Source organism: Bariatricus sp. TF06-38A, from assembly GCF_027690675.1.
In the GTDB taxonomy this organism is placed as follows: Bacteria; Bacillota; Clostridia; order Lachnospirales; family Lachnospiraceae; genus Allocoprococcus; species Allocoprococcus comes.
Map to the genome: position 1 here is coordinate 29,073 of NZ_JAQFCE010000021.1, position 21,921 is coordinate 50,993.

The window sequence follows — 21,921 nt, forward strand, 5'->3', positions numbered from 1 at the left end:
ATGAAGGCGGTAAAAAAGAAGCTGTGGACAGGATGGATCAGAATTCAGAAGATTCTGACGGAAAAAGACGGGATATCAACGGTAGAATTGATCCTTGTACTGGTCGTCATTATCGGTCTGGTTATCATTTTTAAGAAACAGCTTAATGAACTTGTAACTAAAATATTTGAAAAAATAACGAATGAAAGTTCAGGAATCTAAAGTAAAAATTTTATTTCAGAAATGAGTGTGTACAGAGATGAAAAAAATGGTAAAGGGAGAGATTACTGTGTTTCTAAGCCTGGTCTTTCTTCTGCTTCTTACTCTGGTTGGGGCTTTGCTGGAAAGTGCCTCGATCCAGCTGGCAAAGAATGAGAGAAGAGCAGACGCAGGCAGGGCAGTGGAATCTGCGTTTGCAGAATATCAGAAAGATCTTCTGGAGCGATATGGTATTTTTGCAATAGAAGGCAGTTATGAATCCGGAACAATGTCTGAAGAAAATATTTTAAACCGACTGTCCTTTTACGGGGCAGAAAATATAGAAACAGAGATTGCGGCAATTCGTTATCTGACAGACCAGAATGGGAAAGAATTTCTGCGGCAGGCGGTTGAATACGAGAAAATGAAGACAGGAGCTGCGGCGATAGAGAATCTGACGGGAAAGGTATCCGAATGGAAGGAGCAGGAACTGAAAGCAAATGAATATGGGAAAGAGAATATAGAGACGAGTAAAGAACTTGACCAGATGCTGGAAAGTGAAAAAGAAGAACTTCCTGCAGAAAATAATCCATTGGCGGATATTGTGGATATACAGGCGCAAGCACTGTTAAATTTGGTCAGTCCGGAAGGATTTACGCTGTCATCGAAAGCTGTAAAGTCAGAAGAGACTGTATCGAACCGAAAGCTCAGGCAGGGATACGGAACCATGAAGGAAAAAGATAATGGAGCCGGAGATACCATTTTTTTCAATCTGTACCTTATAGATAAGTTTGGCAATGCTGCAAATAAGAAAAAGAATACGGTACTGGACTATGAGATGGAGTATTTGTTAGGAGGAAAGGCGAGCGACAAGGACAATCTGGAATATGTGATCGGGAGAATCCGAATCCTTCGATTTGCAGTGAATTATGGATATTTGCTGACCGATAAGGACATGCAAATGGAGGTGGATACCCTTGCAACGACACTGAGTGCGGTGTTTCTTTCACCGGAGATCGGACCTGTGATCAAGCATGCGCTGCTTCTTGCATGGGCTTATGGAGAAAGCCTTACGGATGTTAAGACGCTTCTGGCAGGGAAGAAGGTTCCGGCTGTAAAGAGTAAGGAGAGCTGGAATCTGACGTTGGATGGTCTGCTTGAACTGGCAAAGAACAGAAGTATTCCGGAAGGGAAGGAGACAGAAGAGGGAAATTCTTATGAGCAATATCTGCAAATGATGCTGGTTTTAAAATCAAAGGAAGAACTGTCGATGAGAGCATTGGATCTGGTGGAAATGAATCTGCGATCCGGAATGGAGAAAACGTTTTTCCGGGCAGATGCCTGCGTATCAGGAGCAGACTTTGACATGACATGTTATCTGAGAAGAGGAATCCGGTATCAGTATCATATTTTATATCAATATCAGTAACAAAAAATGAAAATGTTAGGAGGTGGATACAGGTGTCTTTTCTGAGGACAATCGAAATAATAAATAAAATTCCTTTGATGATGTATAGAAAAATATTGAATTACAAACACATATTTGATATTCGCAGAAAGGAGGAAGGATTTGATTTTCTACCTGATTTGATCGCCATATCTTGTGTCAAAGAAAAGGCATCTGTATCTGCCTCGGTAACAGTAGAAGCTGTACTTTGTGTTCCGCTGTTCCTATATGCGGCGGTGAGTTTGATCTGGATGCTGGAGCTCAGAAGCATCCAGTCTGCAGTAAGATGCGGACTGCAGAGTGCAGGAAAGCAAGTGGCAGAGAGTTTTGCAGAAATTCCGGTGCTGAACCCGATAAGTCTGCATGCAGATCTTGTAAATGCGGTCGGGAAAGAAAGAATGGATCGAAGTATGATTGTTGGCGGAAGCGGAGGAGTCAGCTGTAAAAGATCCTGGGCGATACCGGGAATGGGAGTGCTGGAACTGACGGCAGAATATGAAGTAGAACTGCCGGTTCCTGTCTTTCATATTCCGGTACTGCATTATAAAGAAAAAATGAGGATGAAGACATGGACCGGTTATGTAAAGACCTACGAAGCAGGAATTGGAGATAATGAACTTGTATATGTGACAGAAACAGGGATCGTATATCACCGGAATTATCAGTGCACTTATCTGGAACCGTCCGTGCGCAGTGTTGCGAAAACACAGTTAGGGGAACTGAGAAACAGCAGTGGAGGAATTTATCATTTGTGTGAACGGTGTGGATGGATGCCGGGAAATGATGACAACTGCTATGTCACAGATTACGGGGATCGTTATCATACTTCATTATCATGCAGCGGACTGAAGAGAAAAGTTTATACAGTTCCGCTGTCAGAAGTAAAAGGAAAAGGAGCATGTTCAAAATGTGGTGGAAAATAGCAAAATTGGCAGGATTATTTTTTTTAGGATTCGGAGCAGCACAGGATATAAAATATCAGAAAATCTCGACAGAATATTTGCTCGCAGGAAGCTGTGCGGCGATTCTGTACCGTGCGTTATTTGGACGGATGCATTGGAGTGTATGGGTTGCCGGACTGGGATGTGGAATTGTATTTCTCATGATATCGAAATGGTCACAGGAGGGAATAGGGTACGGAGACAGCTGGATGATCCTGAATATGGGTATTTTTCTTGGGATCTGGAATCTGCTTGGAATGCTGATGCTTGCATTTCTTGTGGCTGCGATGGCAGCAGGAGCAGGTCTTTGGAGCGGAAAATGGAAACGGACGACAAGAATGTCGTTTTATCCTTTTCTTCTGATCGGCTATCTGGGGACATTTATATGGTAAAGCTAAAAGGAAGTACCGTAGTTGAGATGGCGTATCTAATGCCGGTAGTATTGCTTTGTTGGATGGCAGTCATTTTCGCACTTTTTTATTACCATGATAAAAATATTATCGGTGGGGCGGCATATGAGACCGCGATTGTCGGAAGTGAAGAATGGCGATGGAAAAAGGAAATAGAAGATGGAAAAATGGAGCAGTATTTTCAGAAAAGAATTGAAAACAAACTGATATTTTTTGATACAGTATCGGTGGAAACTGTGGTAGTAAAAGATGAATTTGAAGTGACAGCAGGAGCGCAAAAGAGAAAAATGCGCGTATCTGTTAAACGCAGTGCGGCACTGACCGTGCCAGAGGAAAAAATACGCAGGAAAAAAGTATTGCAGGAGATTGTAGAAAGGGACCAGGAGGAATGAGAGAAGAGTACGAAAGAGATTTACATCATGCCTGGATGATTCTGGAAACAGATGAGCTATATAAAGAAGATTATCAGATGCGGATGCTGATGGAAAATGCGATTCCCGGACTCTTATCGGTAAGAGGGCAGGGAAAAGATGATAAAAGCCAGTACCGCTACGAGATCAGTGGGAAGATATCCGTGAAGGCAAAGGGAGAAAAAGAGCACTGGAAATTTGCAGATCTGGAAAAATTTATGAGACAGTTTATCCAGGTACTTTATGCAGTGAAGAATTATCTGCTGGACGTGAACTGTCTGAGCCTGGATCCGGGACATATTTATGTATCGGATGAAATCTATTACTTTTGTTATTGTCCGGGACTGGAAGGTAATATTCTGGAAAAGTTTCATGAGCTTACAGAGTATTTTGTCAGGGAGACAGATTATGAACAGAAAGAGGCAGTCTATCTGGCATATGAATTACATAAGGCTTCAATGGAAGAAAATTATAATATTGAGTATGCGCTGGAGCGGATACTGGAGAAAAAGGAGAATGAAATGGAGAGTATACAGCCGGAGAAAAAAGCAGGATATGATCTGCAGGAGGAACTGATCCTGGATGACTGGATTGCAGAACAGGAAATGAAAGGGCAGGTTGTAAAGGACAGGCAGAGCGTCTGGGGATTTCTGAATCAGCGCCTTCAGAAACGTAGAAAAAAACGGGAATCCCAATGGGATGAGATAATGGCGGATGATTCAGAGGAATAAGTAAGATAGGACATGTTTTTTTTTTACTACATTTTCCAGTTTATGGAAAGAAGTACTTGTAAAACAATTACGTGTTTTTTATAATAAAAATGATTATGTAATTGGTAACAAAAGCAAAAAAGAAGTGCCTTTTCCACAGGAGGAAGTAACTGTTACTGTTCCGGCGTGAGCTGTGATTGTCCGGCTGACAATGGCAAGACCAAGACCGGTGCCGTCTGGTTTATAAGTGACAAAAGGATCAAAAATCGTGTCGAGATATTCCGGTGAGATTCCACATCCGGTATCAGATATGGTAATCTGAAGCATTTGATCTTTGAGGACTGCTTCCAGACGGATTGAACCGGCAGACGAAATGGCTTCACGGGCGTTTCTTAAAAGGTTGAGAATCGCTTCATGCAGCTTTAATCTGTCGGCCGTCAGAGATGGAAGATCAGGGGCTATCAGAGAAGAGAATCCAATGTCGGTATCTACGCAGGAGGCGGCAAAGGACAGGCAGATCTGTCCCAAAAAGTCCTGTGCAGAAAACGTGCTCAGATGCAGATGTTCACTGTTATTATAGGCAGACAGCTCCTGCAGCAGAGAGATTGTGTATTCGATGTCTTCGCGAAGCTCTGACCAGTGGCTGAAATCTCTGGTTTCAGGGTGACTGGACTCTATGAGCTGAAAGGTACTGTAGATCAGCGTCAGTGGATTGCGAACTTCATGACTGATCTTGCTGATTGTATATTGCTGTGAATCCAGGAGTTTCTGAAGTAATTCACGAATTTCCGGACTGGAATTCATAAGCTGATGTAACTTTTCATAATCATTTGCAGTAAATGGCATGGTAACGACCATCCTTTCCATGATATAAAGTAGTTGTAGTTTATCATTGAAAGTCTGGTTCGTAAACAAATTCGAGATTAATCGAAGAAAATGTAGAAAGAAGGAAAAAACATGAGGGATGAGAACTGTATTTTTTGTAAAATCGCAAATGGAGAAATTCCATCTGCAACCATATATGAGGATGATGATTTCAGAGTAATTCTGGATCTTGGACCGGCGACAAAGGGACATGCACTGATCCTGCCAAAAGAACATGCGGCAGATATTTATTCTATTGATGAAGAACTGGCAGGAAAAGCATTTAAGCTTGCAAAGAAGATCACAACAAGATTAAAAGATGTACTTGGATGTGACGGATATAATATCGTACAGAATAACGGGGAAGTGGCCGGTCAGACCGTATTCCATTTCCATATGCATCTGATTCCGAGATATAAAAATGACAAGAGCGGATTCGGCTGGAAACCGGGTAAACTTACAGATGAAGATCGGGATGAAATCCTGGAAAAACTGAAAGAAAAATAAAATAGTGAGGTACTAGAGTGAGTTTTCAGAATAAGAATAAAAAGGAATTCGAGAACGTGTACTATAAAAATAAGTTCAACGTTTATCGGATAGCAATGGATTATTCTGGCAGTCACAAAGAGTCAGCGGAAGAGATATTCCAGGAGGTTTTTCTAAAACTATATACACACTTTGATACAGTGGATGAAGAATACATGGCAGCATGGCTGGTAACAACAACGAAAAATACAGCTATCAATTATATGAAGAAGCGGGCAAGAGAATGTCCGAAGGCAGATATTGAGCTGTTTTCGGATCTGTACTCGAAGGAATATGCGGAAAGTGCAGAGGAGCATGTATTCCACAAAATTTTACAAAAAGAAAAAGTGGGTTATGGATGGACGATTCTGGATGCATTGTACGAAGAAAATGAAAACTGGTACGAAGCAATTACCATGGTTTACTGTCTGGAGAGAAAACAAAAAGATGTGGCTGAATCTATGGGGATCAGTATCCAAGCACTGACGGGTGTACTGTACAGAGCAAGAAAATGGGTAAAGATACATTACAATTCTGATGATTACACAAAATAGCACCGATGGATATGTAAAGAAAACAGGTGTCGTTCCGGCACCTGTTTTTGAACAATGTAAATAACTGTTGTTAAAAAATTATTTGGAAGCAGCATCTTCGATCAGACCGATAATTGTCTTGATCGGATCCTGCTGAGAAGACTGATTCATTGCATTTATGAAGTCTTCACGGGAATCATAAAGCTTGTGGACAGCTGCGAGAAGCTTTTCATCTGTAAGCTCTTCTTCTTCCATAACCATACTGAATCCCTGACGTTCAAAAGAACGGGCATTCAGAATCTGGTCACCACGGCTTGCGTTAGCTGAAAGTGGAATCAGAAGATTTGGTTTGCGAAGAGCAAGCAATTCGCAGATTGCATTTGCACCTGCTCTTGAGATTACAACATCGGCAAGGGCGAAGAGATCTTTCAGTTCATCCTGAATATATTCAAATTGAACATAGCCATTCAGACCGGTGAGCTTTTCATCGAGCTTGCCTTTACCACAGAGATGAACAACTTGGAAATCTTTTAACAGTTCAGGAAGAATCTTGCGTACTGCATTATTGACTGCGACTGCGCCAAGACTTCCTCCGACGATCAGGATAACTGGTTTTACTTCCTTGAAACCACAGAAAGCGCGGGCTTTTTCTTTATCTCCGGTGAAAAGCTCCTGACGGATAGGGGATCCGGTAAGGACAGCTTTATCTTGAGGAAGGGAACTTAAAGTTTCCGGGAAGTTACAGCATACTTTTGCAGCTGAAGGAATGGAAAGCTTATTAGCCAGTCCCGGAGTCATATCCGATTCGTGAATGATAACAGGAACATGGTTCTTCTTTCCGGCAATAACAACAGGAACACTTACAAATCCACCTTTTGAAAAAATTACATCCGGTTTTAACTGCTTGATCAGGCGGTTGGCTTCACTGAAGCCTTTCAGGACGCGGAACGGATCCGTAAAGTTCTGAAGGCTGAAATACCGGCGGAGCTTACCGGAAGAGATACCATGATATGGAATTCCCTGCTGTTCAACCAGCTGCTTTTCCATACCGTTGTAAGAACCGATGTAATGTATGTCATACTGCAGTTCCCGAAGACGGGGAAGCAGTGCAATATTAGGTGTAACATGTCCGGCAGTACCTCCGCCGGTCAGAATGATGCGTTTCATAATAAAAATCCTCCCATTGATGGTGCGAATTAAGATTCGCAGTTGATACAGGCAGAGAGACTGCCCTGATATCATAATATTAAACAGGTGAAGGAAAAAGGTCAAGTTAAAGGGAAAAGAAATCCAAAAGAATGAGGTTTAAAATGGAAAAACATGAAGATAATCTGGGTAAGCTTTTAAAAGCTGAACTGGAAAAAGAAGCCGGGGAAATCATGGAAGAAATGGACTCGGACGAATCACTGCAGGACATTTCCTTTCCAGAAGACCTGGATGAAAAGATGTGGAGTAAAATCCAAGAATATGAAGAACAGCAGAAAGCATATGAAAAACTGTCAGATGACGACAAGGAGGCAATCCGTCTCGGACGAGAGGTTCAGGCACTTCGCGGCGGGGAGAATACGAAAGATCATCTTAAGAAAGATGTGGAGAGTGACAGTTATATAGATAATGTTGTGCCAATTGAGTATGTGAAGCATGAAACAGATAATAAAGCAAGTGACGACGGTACGAACGAAGAGATCGAGAAGGAAGCCGGAAAGAAGAAAGTTAAGAAGAGAAAACGGCACTGGAAGGTATATGGAATCGTGGCGATCGTGGCTGTGCTTGCTATGATGTGGAGCATGGTGAGTATTGTTGGGACGCCGTTCTTTGGAAAGCTGTGGACGCAGACTATTGGAGATAGGAAGATGACACAGGTAGATACGGAGAGAGAGGATGGGGATAAGAATGAAGTAGATGATTATGATGAATTTCAAGTTTATGATGAAATAAAAGAAAAAATGGGGGTAGATGTTGTTCGGTTTAGAAGAAAATCAGATGGAATGAAATTAGTTCAAAGTGATATTGATGAAGCGTTGAAAAGAGTTTGTTTAATTTATAGTAATGAAGAAACTATAATAGAATATCAAATGGTTTTCAATTATAAGGAACAATCGCATGGGTATGATGTAGAAGATAAGAAAATTAAAGAAGAGCAAATAGAAGTAGATGGGAATAAAATTGATATTATTCAGTATGAATTATCAGATGGAAGTGAGGAAAACATTGCGCAGTTTAAGTATGAAGATGTTTTTTATATTTTAAATACAACTATGAAAGAAGAGGAATTTAAAAAAATTTTAAAAAATTTATTTTTTTTCTAAAAATGGCGTGAGTTTTTTCTCTCTCGATTGTTAATATAGTGTAGAGAGGAGGCGAAAGGTGAAAAAAAGCAAAATTTTGTCACTGATTATGACAATGATTATGGTTTGTACATTGTTTATCAGTACGCAAGGAGTTGCAAAGGCATCAGATGTACCGGAATGTGTTGATGGTTCTTATTTAACCAATGAAGATTCTTCAGAGGTAACAGTGGGACCGATGAGTAGAGGCGTGTATTTAAAAAGTGGCTCATCAACAATTACAAAAGCTGGACCTGGTAAGATTGCGGCAGGAGGAAACACGGTAGGGCAGAAAGTTGTTTCCAAAATTACAGTGGATGTAACAGTAGAAAGATATGTGAATGGAAAATGGGGTTATTATACTTCATGGATTGAAACAAATTATAATTCCGTTTATGTAAGTACTAGTAAGACATTATCTGTACCAACTGGATATTATTATCGTGTAGGCTGTGTACATTACGCAAACTCAGATGTAAGCGATTCATTCACCAACGGCATTTACATCTAAAAATTACAAACCAACAACATCCCAACCCCTTACCCACTCTAACACACCCCGCACCACCAAACCAAAAATATTTTTTATAAAATATTCATACGACTATCAACCGGTGCGGCAGTTAGCGAAAGTAAGGACAAGGGAACAATATGAGGGAGGGAGATGGGAAGATTCCTTTTAACACCTGTCTGAATTGCAGGTTGATAAAGTTCAACATCTCCGGTCTTGCAGACTGACAAGAGGGCGAACAGAACTGTAAAGACCACAACTAATAAACGTATTTTCTGATTGGACAGAAAGCATATGACCAAATAATACAACCCGGTCACGAAGTATGTGAGTATGGAACATCAGAGCAAGCAAGAAGCCTAACTAATGTTAAACTGAATTAGACCAAAACAAGCAGGTCGGGATAATTCCTGACCTGCTTGTTTTGACGCAAAATTGCGAAAAAATTATTTGATTACTGGTTATTGTTTAAATATTCTTTTAAAGCAAGTGAAAGCTGATCCGGGCAGGATGTTGCTTTGTATCCGCATTTGATACCTTCGATACGTGAAATTGCTTCGTGAATATCCATTCCTTCAACGAGGCGTCCGATGCCCTGTAAGTTACCGTTACATCCGCCTGTGAACTCAACATTATGAATACGTCCAGCTTCATCTACTTCTAAGTGAATATTCTTAGAACAGACGCCGTGTGGTGTAAATTCCATGAGTATAGTCCTCCTTTATATTTATACTATTATTGTGCCTTATAAAATTGCTTCAATGATTATAACACAGCCTTATAAGAAAATGCTAGTGCATATTATAAGAAATCTGATATAATAGCTATTGTAATTTTGAAGGGAAATCTATAGATATAGATAAAAACAATATGTAGGAAAAACGGAGGATTTTCAAATGATAGGAATTATCGGAGCAATGGATGAAGAGGTTGCAATCTTAAAGGAATCGATGGAAGTTCAGGATACGATGGAACGTGCCGGAATGACTTTTGTCAAAGGTATTATGAGCGGCAAGGAAGTTGTAGTTGTAAGAAGTGGTATCGGAAAAGTCAACATGGGAATCTGCGCACAGATTCTGATTGACTGTTTTGGTGTGGATACGCTGATCAATACAGGTGTGGCAGGTTCTCTGGATGCAGATATCAACATCGGGGATATCGTGATTTCTACAGATGCAGTTCAGCACGACATGGATGTAAGTATGCTTGGCGATCCGGTAGGACAGATTCCGAGAATGGATACCTTTTCTTTTCCGGCAGATGAGAAGCTTGTGAAGCTGGCAGTGGAAGTAAACAAAGAAGTGAATCCGGACATTCAGACATTTACCGGAAGAGTGCTCAGCGGAGATCAGTTTATTTCCGGCAAGGAAAAGAAGGAATATCTGGTAAAGACATTTGATGGAAAGTGTGCGGAGATGGAAGGCGCAGCAATGGCGCAGACCGCATATCTGAATAAAGTTTCGTATGTCATTATTCGTGCAATTTCGGACAAAGCTGACAACAGTGCAACGATGGATTATCCGGAGTTTGTGAAGATGGCAATCACCCATTATGTAGGGCTTGTCAAAGGTCTTGTAGAAAGAATGTAATGCGTAAGGCAGCAAAGTAAAACAGAAAAGCAGCGTCAGTTTCCAGACAGGATGTCGGATTGTGGCGAACGATTAGGGAATCCAAATTCGGAGGTTTACGGTATAATGACGGTAAATCTAAGAAGGAGGATTCTTTTTATGTTGGAAATGTTCGTGGTGAGAGAAACGGTATTTTTTCTGACGGGAGTGATGATCGGGATCGGCGCGATTGCAAGACTGATTACCGGGATTTCACTGAAAAAGCTGGTAAGAGCAGCAAGTAACATGAGTAAAAGCAATCATCCGCTGATGCGGCTTGTAAGGGCAAAATTTGAGCATGGGTGTATGGTGAGTGATAAAGTACAGAATGTTGGTGCATTTGTAGAGAAATATTTGTATGAATACCGGGTGCTTGGCGTGAGGCTGCATACCTGGAGGCAGTGGGCGAAGGGGAGCATCTGGCTCTGCCTTATCTTTGGAGCCACAGGAACAGTGCTTGCTTATGCAGCGGGGGAGAGGGAACAGGGACTTTACAGATATGGTATTTTGGGCGGTATAGGAGCTTTGGCGCTCTTTCTACTCCGGATGCTTGCGGATGATGCCTATCAGCTGGAGGCAGCGAAAACCTATATGGTAGATTTTCTGGAAAATACATATGCTCATCGCTATGAGAAGACCAATCAGAAAGAAATCCAGGTTACGGTTCAGAGAGCGGATGAGATTCCGGAGAAAATGGATGCAGAGGAAAATGAAGCGGCGCATTCTGGTCAGGTGCAAAGACCATTTTCAGAAGAAACCGTGACAGCAAGCGCAGCTACGGTAAATGTGGCTTCTGCGAACGAAAAACGGTATACAGAAGATGGACAAATGCAGCAGACCGTGCAGACAGTAGCAAAAGTGGGACAGGCGAATGCAAATCAGGCTGATGAAATGCGGACGCAGCAGCCCGGAGCACGGATGGAAGATACAGCCGGTTCCAGATTTAAGCAGGAAGATACCGGCGAAAAGCTGGAGCCGACAAAAGAGGCAAGAATCCGGGAAATTCTGGAAGAATTCCTTGCCTGACTGGTGTGGATAATCGCAAGTTAAGTGAAATCTGCCCAGTATATAAAAAAGTCTTTTTCGGGTAAAAAATGATTTAAAAATATAAAATACCGATATGTGGAAAATCTGATTCCAGATATCGGTATTTCTATTATTATCGGGCAGGTGGTACACTTTTACACTTCACCGTTTTATAGAAAAAACACAGAATGAACACAGATTGCCCCCAGAAGTTTCACAAATCATCCGTATAATTGAAAAGCATGAAATTTTGTAGTCAGGAGGAACAACATTGATTGAGGTAAAAAATCTTGTAAAGAAATACGGCTCACATCTGGCTGTAGATCATTTGAATTTTACTGTAGATACCGGGCAGATCTATGGATTTTTAGGACCGAACGGTGCCGGAAAGTCCACAACGATGAATATTATGACAGGCTATCTTGGCGCCACAGAAGGTGAAGTGCTGATCAACGGGCACAATATACTGGAGGAACCGGAGGCGGCAAAAAAATGTATTGGTTATCTGCCTGAGATGCCACCGCTTTACACGGATATGAAGGTAAATGAATACCTGCGGTTCGTAGCGGAGCTGAAGAAGATCCCGAAAAAGGAACGGCAAGAGCAGATTGAGAAGGTCATGCTGATGGTGAAGATCATGGATGTACAGGACCGGCTGATCAAGAACCTGTCCAAAGGTTATAAGCAGAGAGTCGGACTTGCGCAGGCGATCCTTGGATTCCCGGAGATCATCATTCTGGATGAACCGACGGTCGGACTGGATCCGAAGCAGATCATTGAGATCCGTGAGCTGATCCGCGAGCTGGCAAAAGAGCATACCGTGATCCTGAGCTCGCACATTCTGGCAGAGATCCAGGAAGTCTGTGATTATATTATGATCATTTCCAAAGGGAAACTGGTGGCAAGTGATACACCGGAGAATCTGGAAAAGCTTCTGACGAATCAGCAGACGGTGGAAATTCTGGCAAAGGGAAATGAAGAGACGGTACGGAAAGTCATCGGCACAATCGGCAATGTGCAGAAGGCATCTGTGGAACACGGAAAAGAAGAAGGAACGGTAAAAGCGAGTCTGTTCCCAAAGGATGGAAAGGATATCAGGGAAACAGTATTTATGGCATTTGCACAGGAGGGCTGCCCGTTACTTATGTTGTATCACAGCCGCACGACGTTGGAAGATGTCTTCCTGGAGCTGACGCAAGGAAGCACACCTGCAGCAGCAAAAGCGATGAAGGACGGCGAAAAGAAAGGTTGGATGGTAAAGCGGCGCAAGAAAAATGCGCAGGAAGAGGCAGAAGAGAACGAGCTGACTGAGATGGATGAAGAGTCGGAAGAAAATGCCGTTCCGACAAGTGAGGATGAAAAGGAGGATCTCGAAAATGACAGCAATTTATAAGCGAGAATTAAAATCCTATTTTCAATCAATGACAGGCTATGTCCTGATCGCATTCCTTGTGATCTTCACGGGAATTTATTTTATGGCGTACAACTTAAATTCTGGATATCCCTATTTTTCATATGTTCTGATGAATATCAACTACGTGTTGATCATCATTATCCCGATGCTCACCATGCGTTCCTTTGCGGAGGAACGGAAGAACAAGACAGACCAGCTTCTGCTTGCCGCACCGGTAAAATTATTTGATATCGTGATGGGGAAATACCTTGCGATGGTGACGGTATTTGCGGTACCGTGCCTGATTTTTTGCATTTTCCCAATTATCATTAAGAGCTTTGGAACGGCGTATCTGAAGGTGGATTATCTGTCGATCCTGATGTTCTTCCTGCTAGGATGCGTGTATCTGGCAATCGGAATGTTTCTTTCGTCACTCACAGAAAGTCAGATCATTGCGGCAGTAACAACCTTTGGCGTTTTGCTTCTGATCTATCTCTGGGGAGGACTGATCGATTTCCTCCCGACATCAGCTACAAGCGGCATGATCGGTATTGTGGTATTCGTTACCATTGCGGCGCTGATCATTTACCGGATGACGGGAAACTGGATGATCGCAGGAATTATCGAAGCGATCGGAGTTGTTGCGGTTGTGATTATAAGCTTTGTAAAATCTTCATTATTTGAAAATATTTTGGTCAACATTATGAAGAAGCTGTATCTTGCAGATGTATTTGACAACGTAGCATATAACAAGCTTTTCGATGTGAGTGGGCTGATCCTGTATCTGAGTGTGGCAGGTGTATTTATCTTCCTGACCATGCAGTCCATTCAGAAAAGACGTTGGAGTTAGGAGGGAGAAGACATGGAAAAAATCAAAAAAATGTTCAGCAGCAAGTCCTCCCGGAACGGAACTTACAGCGTAGGGCTTGCAGTGATCGTGATTGCAATCGCGATCGTGATCAATCTGGTGGCAGGACAGCTTCCGGAAAAAGTAAGAAATATTGATATCAGCAACAACAATCTGTACGATATCAGCAGCGTGTCCACAAAAATGCTGAAGAAGCTGGATAAAAAAGTAGATTTGAAAGTGATCGCAGAACAGGATTCTGTGGATACCAGGATCAAGACTTTTGTGAAAAAATATGCGGCGCTTTCCGGCAAAGTAAAAGTGGAATGGGTGGACAGCGTACTGCATCCGTCCGTTCTTCAGAAATATAATACCGATGGGAATGTAATCGTTGTGTCCTGTGATGCAACCGGAAAGTCTACAACGATTTCATTTTCAGATATTATCCAGTCCGATTATTATTCTTATTATACGACCGGAAGTGCCAGTGAAAGTTCTTTCGACGGAGAAGGACAGCTTACCAGTGCGATCAATTATGTAACCAGCGAGGAAACAAGCAAGATTTACCGGACCAGTGGTCACGGAGAAGCGACATTTTCAAGTTCGGTAAGTGATCTGCTTACTAAGAATAATCTGGAGACGGAAGAAATCAACCTGAGTATGAGTCCGGAAATCCCGGATGACTGTGACCTGTTGTTTCTCTATGCACCGACATCGGATATTACAGATGATGAAAAGACAATTATTGAGAAATATCTGAGTGACGGCGGAAAGGTTTATCTGATCCTTGGAGATACGACTTCAGACACACCAAATCTGGACGGAATTATGTCGGATTATGGACTGAAAAAAGTCAGCGGTTATATTGCAGATACCCAGAGATGCTACCAGGGAAATTATTATGCAATCTTCCCACAGCTTTCTCTGAGTGGTGACCTGGGAAGCGGCATCAGCAATCAGATGGTACTTCTGCTGAATTCACCTGGTATGGAGAAAACAGATACGGATAATGATAATCTGACGGTTACCCCATTTATGCAGACATCAGACAGTGGATATGCAGTGACAGAAAATGACCAGACACAGGGACAGTATATCCTGGGAGCCGTTTCTACCAATGCGATTTCTGCGGATTCTTCAGATTCGGACAGCGAGGATGAAGACGATGAGAGTGATGCAACGGATACAGACACAAAGACAGCAAGACTTACGGTGCTTGCTTCTGCATCTATGATCAGCTCGGATATCACAGATCAGCTGACGACACTGGATAACCTGACTTTGTTTGTAAATTCAGTGACAGAGAATTTTGATAATGTAAACAATGTTGCGATTGAAGCGAAGAGTCTTTCGACTGAGACCAACACACCGATGCATGCAGGTGCATTCAGCATCCTTGTGATCTTTATTATTCCGCTTGCAATTCTGATCCTTGGATTTGTGATCTGGATGAGAAGACGGAAAGCGTAAGAGGCAGGAGGAAAAAAGATGGAGAAAAAAACAAGGACAATAGGAATCCTTCTGCTCGTACTGCTTGTTCTGCTCATTACATTTTTCGGGCTGAAAAAATGGAATACATCTAAGTCAGAGGCAGAAGAGAAGAAAAAAGAAAACGCAGTGGTGCATATTTTTGAGACAGATTCACTGGAGTCGATCGAGTATAAAGAAGCATCTGGGGAAGAAATGTCCTTTGTAAAAGAGGATGATACCTGGGAGTATGCGCCGGACACCACGATCGCACTGACGGAGAGCAGTATGCAAAATATGGAAGATGCATTTTCGGATATTCGGGCGGTAAAAGAGATCAAGAATCCGGATGACCTTTCGGACTATGGATTTGATTCACCGGAATATAATCTTACGCTGACCGGAAAGGATGGCGAGGCACATAAATTTCTAATCGGGAATGCTTCTGGAGAAAATTATTATTTCATGGAAGATGGAACAGAAAAAGTGTACACGGTATCGGCAGATCTGATTTCGGAAATGGTATGGCAGCTTGCAGATGTTGCTGAAAAGGACAGCTTTGTAACAGTTACATCCGATAACTTTGTAAAAGAGACTGTAACAAAACCGGGTGACGAGGTAAAAACCTATGAAGCGGACAATGAGGATCAGGAAGATACTGTCACAAGTATTATGACAGCACTTTCCGGATTCTATTTTACAGATTGTGCAGATTATCATGTGACGGACGCGACGCTTGGCAATTACGGGCTTGCGGAAGATCAGCGGACGAAGGTGGAGCTGACTTACAAGGATACGTCGGATGATGACAAGGAAAAGACAGTTACATTCTATGTGGGAAGCAAGGACGACAGTGCGACCTACTATTATGTACAGATGGACGGTTCACAAAGAGTAAGCCGGGTACTGATCGATACGGTAGAGAAAGCGCTTGGATGGAAAGTGGACAGTAGTGCAGAGTAAAAGAATACAAAGAGAAAATTAAATAAATCTGCTAAGAAAGGAAAAGGGATGATGTCTTTCAGGAAAGGACAGAGTCCCTTTTTTGAGTGTACGTTTTTACAAATTTATCCGCAGGAATCATTGACGCTGAAAAACCAACAGTGATACTATACAGATAATACGGAAAAATGAACGTTATACAATACGGAATGAGGAGAAACGATATGCCAATCATATACAATGAAAAAACAAGAGAGTTTCATCTCTACAACCAGGAGATCAGCTATATCATCAAGATCCTTGACAACGACCAGCCGGGACAGCTCTACTATGGAAAACGCCTGACACACAAAGAAGATTTCAGCCATCTTTTTGAATATGCGATGCGTGATATGTCACCGTATGCTTTCGAGGAAAATTCTACATTCTCACTGGAGAATATCAAGCAGGAGTATCCGACTTTCGGCTGCGGAGATATGCGTTTTCCGGCATATGAGATCGAGCGGGAGAACGGAAGCCATGTAGTCGAGTTTGTGTATAAAGAGCATAAAATTTATAATGGCAAACCAAAGCTTGAAGGACTTCCGGCGACTTATGTAGAAAGTGATGATGAGGCGCAGACTCTGGAACTGGTTCTGGAGGATACAAGTATCAATACAAGAATTGTCCTTTTATATACAATCTATGAAGCATTTCCGGTGATCGCGAGAAGTGTACGTTTTGAATGTGATTCTGACGAAAAGATCACACTTCTTTCTGCAATGAGCGCCTGTGTGGATCTGCCGGACAAGGATTATGAGATGATCGATCTTGCCGGTGTGTGGGCGAGAGAGCGCCATGTTAGAAGACATAAGCTGGATTATGGTATCCAGAGTATTTACAGTATGCGCGGATGCAGCAGCTACCAGTTCAATCCGTTCCTTGCACTTGCGCGTGAAAATGCAGACGAGTTCCAGGGGCAGGTCTACGGTTTCAGCCTGGTTTACAGCGGAAATTTCCTTGCACAGACAGAGGTAGACAATTATGATACCGCCCGTGTGCTGATGGGAATCCATCCAAATGGATTTAAGTGGACACTTGGAAAAGGCGAATCCTTCCAGACACCGGAGATGGTAATGGTATATTCGGAAGCCGGACTTAATGGAATGAGCCAGACCTTTCACAAGCTGTACCGCACACGTCTGGCAAGGGGAACCTGGAGAGATAAGGTTCGCCCGATCTTGATCAACAGCTGGGAAGCATTTTATTTTGATTTTGATGCGCCAAAGCTTCTGGGACTTGCGGATGCGGCAGCAGATCTTGGAATGGAGCTTTTTGTATTGGATGACGGATGGTTTGGAAAGAGAGATGACAGTACTTCTTCCCTTGGCGACTGGTATCCGAATGAGGAAAAGCTGAAAGGAACGTTAAAGGAGCTGGCAGAAAAGATCAACGCCAAAGGTTTAAAATTCGGGCTCTGGATTGAACCGGAAATGACGAACAAGGACAGTGATCTGTACAGGGCGCATCCGGACTGGCTTCTTGCAGAACAGGGCAAGCGGATCTGTCACAGCCGGAATCAGTATGTTCTTGATTTTTCCAAAAGGGAAGTTCGGGAATATATTGGGGATATGTTGGAAAATCTTCTGGCAGAAGTGCCGGTATCTTACATCAAATGGGATTTGAACCGTACATTTTCAGAGGTATTTTCAAATGGAAATGACAGAGAGTATCAGGGAAAGGTCTGCCACAAATACGTTCTCGGCGTGTATGAGCTGTATGAGCGCCTGACCAGCCGGTTTCCACATGTATTGTTTGAATCCTGTGCAAGCGGTGGAGCAAGATTTGACCCGGGAATGCTTTATTATGCACCGCAGGGATGGACTTCAGATGATACTGACGCAATAGAACGTCTGAAAATTCAGTATGGAACTTCAATGGTTTATCCGGTGAGTTGTATGGGAAGCCATGTATCAGCTTCACCGAACCATCAGACAAACCGTGTGACACCGATCGAGACAAGAGCAGATGTGGCTTACTTCGGAACGTTCGGATATGAGCTTGACCTTCTGAAACTCAGTGAGGAAGAAAAGGCAGAGGTTCGTAGACAGATCGCATTCATGAAGGAGAAGAGAGATCTTATCCAGAAAGGAACTTTCTATCGACTGAAGAGTCCGTTTGAGGGAAATGAGACCGCATGGATGATCGTATCGGAGGATCAGAAGACGGCGCTGGTCGGTTATTACCGTGTGATGCAGCCGGTCAATGTTGGATTTAAGAGACTGAAGCTGAAAGGGCTGAAAGAAGATATCTGTTATAAGGTCAGCGGATATGATTATGACTGCTATGGTGATGAGCTGATGCAGGCGGGAATGATCCTGTCCGATTCCGCGTCCGGTGTATGGAAGAAGGGCGTAAATGATAAGGGAGATTTCCAGGCGAAAGTGTTTGAGATTGTGGCTATGTAAGCCGGAATATATGGAAAGGACGAAATGGGAGAACCGTTTCGTCCTCTTGCGTTTTCGGAAGAAAAATTATATGATGTTTCTAAAAGACTTAAAGAGGTTTAAAATGGAACGACTATACGATAAATTAAAAGCATATTCCGAGAGCGATTTTTACGCATTTCACATGCCGGGACATAAGAGAAACAAGGCACTTCTTGGAATTGAACTCCCATACGATCTGGATATCACGGAAATTGATGGTTTCGATGATCTGCATCACGCAGATGGTATTTTAAAAGAGGAGCAGGAAAGAGCCGCAAGGGTATTTGGGGCAGAGGAAAGTCATTTTCTGGTAAATGGAAGTACTGTCGGGATTTTAAGTGCGGTGATGGGATGTACGCGCCGGGGGGACAAGATCCTAGTGGCGCGCCATTGTCACAAATCCATTTACCATGCAATCTATATGAATGGTCTTGTGCCGCGGTATGTGTATCCGGAGTTTGATATTTCCATGCATATGAATGGGGAAATCAGTAAAGAGGACGTGGCAAAAGCACTTGAGGAAGAGCCGGATATCAAAGCGGTTGTGATTGTATCTCCAAATTATGATGGCGTGGTATCGGATGTGAAAGGAATTGCAGAAGTGGCACATTCGTATAGGATTCCACTGATCGTAGATGAAGCACATGGACCGCATTTTGGATTTCATCCGGCATTTCCGGGGCGCGCAAATGATCTGGGAGCAGATGTGGTGATCAACAGTCTGCACAAGACACTGCCTTCTCTTACACAGACTGCAATCCTGCATATCAACGGAAAGCTTGCCAATCGAAGAAGAATTAAGAAATATCTGGATATGTTGCAGAGCAGCAGTCCGTCGTATATTTTCATGGCAAGCCTGGATGCCTGCGTGGATTTCCTGGATGGAAAATGTGAGGAAGCATTTGAACTTTATGTAGAGAGGCTGCAAAAGTTCAGAGAAGAACTGAAGCCATTACAGCATTTACAGATTCTCCGTACAGAACATTATGATATTTCCAAAGTTGTGATTTCCACAGCAAATGCAAATATTACAAGTCCGGAGCTTGCGGACCGGCTGCGAAAAGAATATCATCTGGAAATGGAAATGACCGGAGGAACCTATGTACTTGCGATGACGACTGTGGCAGATACGCAGGAAGGACTGGACAGGTTAAAATCTGCGTTACTGGAAATAGACGATCAGCTGGAAGCAAAAACAGCCGTTTCCGGAAGCATAGAGATTTCCGGAGAGCTTCCTAGACTGGAGCAGTATTTTACACCGCAGGAGGCAGCAGAACGGGAAGAAGACGGAGAAGCAGAAGAGATTCCGTGGAAAGAAAGTGAAGGATACATTTCTCTGGAATACGCATATCTCTACCCACCGGGAAGCCCGGTTATCGTACCCGGAGAGCGGATCAGCCGGGAAGCAGTAGAACTTCTTTGTTATTATGAAACACAGAATCTCCAAATAGAAGGAATACAGACGGAAGGCAAGATAAAGGTGTGGAAACATGAGTAAAATATATTATCTGATGGGAAAAAGTTCAACGGGGAAAGACACAATCTACAAAGAACTGAGAAAAAGAATGCCACAGTTAAAAAATGTAACGATCTATACAACCCGTCCACGGCGTGAGGGAGAAAAAGAAGGCGAAGAATATTTTTTTACAGACGAAACTGAACTTGAAAAGTTCAAAACAGAAGACCGATTGATCGAAGAACGTGCTTACAATACAGTTTATGGTATCTGGCACTATTTCACCGCTGATGACGGGCAGTTCAATTTTGAACAAAAAAATCAGGATTATCTCATGATCGGAACCCTTGAATCCTATGAAAAATTGAAAACCTATTTTGGAAACGAAAAAGTAGTTCCACTTTACATCGAGGTAGAAGACGGAGAGCGCTTAACCCGCGCCCTCGCCCGTGAGAAAACCCAGAAAGAACCCAAATACGCCGAAATGTGCCGCCGTTTTCTCGCCGATTCCAAAGATTTCTCCGAAGAAAACCTCGCCCACGCCGGAATCACAGAACGCTACGAAAACACAGACCTTGAAGACATCCTTGAAAAAATCTGTAAAAAGATACTTGAACAGTAGAGATTTCAACACCCAAGCGAGACAGGCTCCGCCTGTCCATATGAATTTCTCATTGAGAAATTCATGAAGTTTATTAAATAAGATTTTATAATGTAGTGGAGTCAATATCCAGAAAAAAAGGAATCCCTCTTCGGTATCAGCGCCTTTGCACTATGGAACCGAGACTTAATCAATTGTGGAAGCCATTGCTGACACAATTGATGCTTTCAAAGGCTCGGTGGAATGTTTAGTGCAACGAAGCAGATACCGAAGATGGATTTCTTTTTTTCGTCATATTTCCACGCTACGCATGACTCTAATTCAAGAAGTTCTCAATAATCACCCCTTCTGCTTCCTCTTCCGTCATTCCAAGAGTCCGCAGCTTGATCAACTGCTCATCATTGATCCTTCCGATCGCAGCTTCGTGGATAATAGCCGCATCCACATGCTTCGCATTGATCTCAGGAATTGAACTTACTTCTGCATGATCCATGATAATAGAATCACACTGAACATGTGCATGGCAACGGTTCTTTCCGACAGCCCTCGGATGGAAGACCTGTCTGGATTCGCCTTTTGCAACCGAACGAGATACGATCTGCGCAGAGCTGCCTTCTCCGAGCAGTTCCACCATCATATTTGAAGTAGCTTCCTGTTTTCCATGTGTCATCAGTTTTTCAATGACATAAAGCTTGGAACCGGCTTCCAGATGTACATTATTTTCACGAACCGTAGAATCGACTCCTTTGATCTGAGCAGTATCCAGCGTAAATACAGAATTTTCACCAAGATAAACTTCGGTAACGGGATTGAGTACACGGGCTCCGGTGCCTTCACCCTCTCCGTAATGCTTTTCTACATAGCGTACATTTGCATTTTTTTCCACATGGAAAGTATGAATACCATCATGGCGGCTTTCGTTACATCCGCTGTTGTGGATACCACATCCGGCAACGATAGTTACATTTGCACCTTCTGCTACATAAAAATCATTGTAAACAACGTCCGTCATTCCGCTTGCGTCAACAACAACCGGAATATGAACTTCTTCGCCGTCTGTTTTTCCATCGATGAAAATATCGATTCCCGGCTTGTCCTGTTTTTTCTTGATTTTAATATGCTCACTGTCACCGTGGCAGAGCGCGATCCCATTATGTCGTAAATTGAATGCACCGGACTGTGTAAAACCGGTATCATCGATCTGAGCTAATACTTTTTCTGTAATTTTATCCAATAAAGTCATTGTATCTTCCTCCCCT

The 21,921-nt window shown here is 42.7% G+C and carries 23 protein-coding genes; 19 read left to right on the forward strand and 4 right to left on the reverse strand.

The window, feature by feature from the left end; all coding sequences use genetic code 11:
- The 6 genes from PG418_RS14140 to PG418_RS14165 are packed head-to-tail and all read left to right on the forward strand — an operon-like array spanning nt 1 to nt 4,116.
- Nucleotides 1-201, forward strand: coding sequence for a Flp1 family type IVb pilin (locus PG418_RS14140; RefSeq protein ID WP_022220442.1), 201 nt, complete (start codon nt 1-3; stop codon nt 199-201).
- A 37-nt stretch (nt 202-238) separates the two neighbouring features.
- Nucleotides 239-1,606 carry a DUF5702 domain-containing protein gene (locus PG418_RS14145; RefSeq protein WP_147344797.1) on the forward strand — a complete coding sequence of 456 codons (1,368 nt, stop codon included), beginning with the start codon at nt 239-241 and terminating at the stop codon, nt 1,604-1,606.
- Nucleotides 1,607-1,638: 32 nt separating this feature from the next.
- Nucleotides 1,639-2,547, forward strand: a complete 909-nt coding sequence (locus PG418_RS14150) for a hypothetical protein (protein WP_055248084.1) — start codon at nt 1,639-1,641, stop codon at nt 2,545-2,547.
- Nucleotides 2,532-2,957 carry a prepilin peptidase gene (locus PG418_RS14155; protein ID WP_049938189.1) on the forward strand — a complete coding sequence of 142 codons (426 nt, stop codon included), beginning with the start codon at nt 2,532-2,534 and terminating at the stop codon, nt 2,955-2,957. Before PG418_RS14150 ends, PG418_RS14155 begins: the two co-directional genes overlap by 16 nt.
- The gene (locus PG418_RS14160) at nt 2,951-3,367 is read left to right on the forward strand and encodes a TadE family protein (protein ID WP_008374200.1); all 417 of its coding nucleotides are present in this window, start codon (nt 2,951-2,953) and stop codon (nt 3,365-3,367) included. Before PG418_RS14155 ends, PG418_RS14160 begins: the two co-directional genes overlap by 7 nt.
- Nucleotides 3,364-4,116 carry a DUF6382 domain-containing protein gene (locus PG418_RS14165; protein ID WP_195368287.1) on the forward strand — a complete coding sequence of 251 codons (753 nt, stop codon included), beginning with the start codon at nt 3,364-3,366 and terminating at the stop codon, nt 4,114-4,116. The genes PG418_RS14160 and PG418_RS14165 overlap by 4 nt, the downstream gene beginning before the upstream one ends.
- Before the next feature lie 93 nt (nt 4,117-4,209).
- Here PG418_RS14165 and PG418_RS14170 read toward each other — a convergent pair whose 3' ends face one another.
- Complete coding sequence (locus tag PG418_RS14170; RefSeq protein WP_227119977.1) at nt 4,210-4,941, reverse strand: ATP-binding protein; 732 nt, start codon at nt 4,939-4,941, stop codon at nt 4,210-4,212.
- Nucleotides 4,942-5,052: 111 nt separating this feature from the next.
- On the opposite strand from PG418_RS14170, the gene PG418_RS14175 reads away from it, so the two are divergent.
- Both PG418_RS14175 and PG418_RS14180 read left to right on the forward strand, forming a co-directional pair.
- Complete coding sequence (locus PG418_RS14175) at nt 5,053-5,466, forward strand: HIT family protein (RefSeq protein WP_008374196.1); 414 nt, start codon at nt 5,053-5,055, stop codon at nt 5,464-5,466.
- Between the two features lie 17 nt (nt 5,467-5,483).
- Nucleotides 5,484-6,038 (forward strand): RNA polymerase sigma factor, encoded by a 555-nt coding sequence (locus tag PG418_RS14180; RefSeq protein WP_173686103.1) that lies wholly within the window; start codon nt 5,484-5,486, stop codon nt 6,036-6,038.
- Between the two features lie 78 nt (nt 6,039-6,116).
- On the opposite strand, the gene murG is transcribed toward PG418_RS14180, so the two are convergent.
- Nucleotides 6,117-7,184, reverse strand: coding sequence for an undecaprenyldiphospho-muramoylpentapeptide beta-N-acetylglucosaminyltransferase (gene murG, locus PG418_RS14185; RefSeq protein WP_055155710.1), 1,068 nt, complete (start codon nt 7,182-7,184; stop codon nt 6,117-6,119).
- Between the two features lie 143 nt (nt 7,185-7,327).
- Between murG and PG418_RS14190 the strand changes: the two genes are divergently transcribed.
- Both PG418_RS14190 and PG418_RS14195 read left to right on the forward strand, forming a co-directional pair.
- Entirely contained in the window at nt 7,328-8,326 is a 999-nt protein-coding gene (locus tag PG418_RS14190; protein ID WP_498837550.1) for a DUF4367 domain-containing protein, read from the forward strand.
- 58 nt (nt 8,327-8,384) lie between these two features.
- The gene (locus PG418_RS14195; protein ID WP_498837551.1) at nt 8,385-8,855 is read left to right on the forward strand and encodes a DUF6147 family protein; all 471 of its coding nucleotides are present in this window, start codon (nt 8,385-8,387) and stop codon (nt 8,853-8,855) included.
- A gap of 454 nt (nt 8,856-9,309) precedes the next feature.
- On the opposite strand, the gene PG418_RS14200 is transcribed toward PG418_RS14195, so the two are convergent.
- Nucleotides 9,310-9,561 (reverse strand): TIGR03905 family TSCPD domain-containing protein, encoded by a 252-nt coding sequence (locus PG418_RS14200; RefSeq protein ID WP_055261919.1) that lies wholly within the window; start codon nt 9,559-9,561, stop codon nt 9,310-9,312.
- A gap of 190 nt (nt 9,562-9,751) precedes the next feature.
- On the opposite strand from PG418_RS14200, the gene PG418_RS14205 reads away from it, so the two are divergent.
- The 9 genes from PG418_RS14205 (at nt 9,752) to PG418_RS14245 (ending at nt 20,683) form a co-directional block, all read left to right on the forward strand.
- On the forward strand, nt 9,752-10,444 hold the full coding sequence (locus tag PG418_RS14205) for a 5'-methylthioadenosine/adenosylhomocysteine nucleosidase (RefSeq protein ID WP_008374185.1): 693 nt from the start codon (nt 9,752-9,754) through the stop codon (nt 10,442-10,444).
- 138 nt (nt 10,445-10,582) lie between these two features.
- A complete protein-coding gene (locus PG418_RS14210) occupies nt 10,583-11,488 on the forward strand; it encodes a hypothetical protein (RefSeq protein WP_498837552.1) in 906 nt (301 codons plus the stop codon).
- Between the two features lie 271 nt (nt 11,489-11,759).
- Nucleotides 11,760-12,881, forward strand: a complete 1,122-nt coding sequence (locus PG418_RS14215) for an ABC transporter ATP-binding protein (RefSeq protein ID WP_498837553.1) — start codon at nt 11,760-11,762, stop codon at nt 12,879-12,881.
- Nucleotides 12,865-13,731 carry an ABC transporter permease subunit gene (locus tag PG418_RS14220; protein WP_175305939.1) on the forward strand — a complete coding sequence of 289 codons (867 nt, stop codon included), beginning with the start codon at nt 12,865-12,867 and terminating at the stop codon, nt 13,729-13,731. Before PG418_RS14215 ends, PG418_RS14220 begins: the two co-directional genes overlap by 17 nt.
- A gap of 12 nt (nt 13,732-13,743) precedes the next feature.
- On the forward strand, nt 13,744-15,198 hold the full coding sequence (locus PG418_RS14225; RefSeq protein WP_498837554.1) for a Gldg family protein: 1,455 nt from the start codon (nt 13,744-13,746) through the stop codon (nt 15,196-15,198).
- Nucleotides 15,199-15,216: 18 nt separating this feature from the next.
- Nucleotides 15,217-16,158 (forward strand): DUF4340 domain-containing protein, encoded by a 942-nt coding sequence (locus PG418_RS14230; RefSeq protein WP_118199128.1) that lies wholly within the window; start codon nt 15,217-15,219, stop codon nt 16,156-16,158.
- A 203-nt stretch (nt 16,159-16,361) separates the two neighbouring features.
- Nucleotides 16,362-18,584: an alpha-galactosidase gene (locus PG418_RS14235; protein ID WP_498837555.1), complete on the forward strand. Its 2,223-nt coding sequence runs from the start codon at nt 16,362-16,364 to the stop codon at nt 18,582-18,584.
- Between the two features lie 103 nt (nt 18,585-18,687).
- A complete protein-coding gene (locus tag PG418_RS14240) occupies nt 18,688-20,103 on the forward strand; it encodes an aminotransferase class I/II-fold pyridoxal phosphate-dependent enzyme (protein ID WP_498837556.1) in 1,416 nt (471 codons plus the stop codon).
- Nucleotides 20,096-20,683 (forward strand): nucleoside/nucleotide kinase family protein, encoded by a 588-nt coding sequence (locus PG418_RS14245; protein ID WP_055248113.1) that lies wholly within the window; start codon nt 20,096-20,098, stop codon nt 20,681-20,683. Before PG418_RS14240 ends, PG418_RS14245 begins: the two co-directional genes overlap by 8 nt.
- 295 nt (nt 20,684-20,978) lie before the next feature.
- On the opposite strand, the gene PG418_RS14250 is transcribed toward PG418_RS14245, so the two are convergent.
- Complete coding sequence (locus tag PG418_RS14250; protein ID WP_055155720.1) at nt 20,979-21,905, reverse strand: SufB/SufD family protein; 927 nt, start codon at nt 21,903-21,905, stop codon at nt 20,979-20,981.
- Between the last annotated feature and the right edge of the window lie 16 nt (nt 21,906-21,921).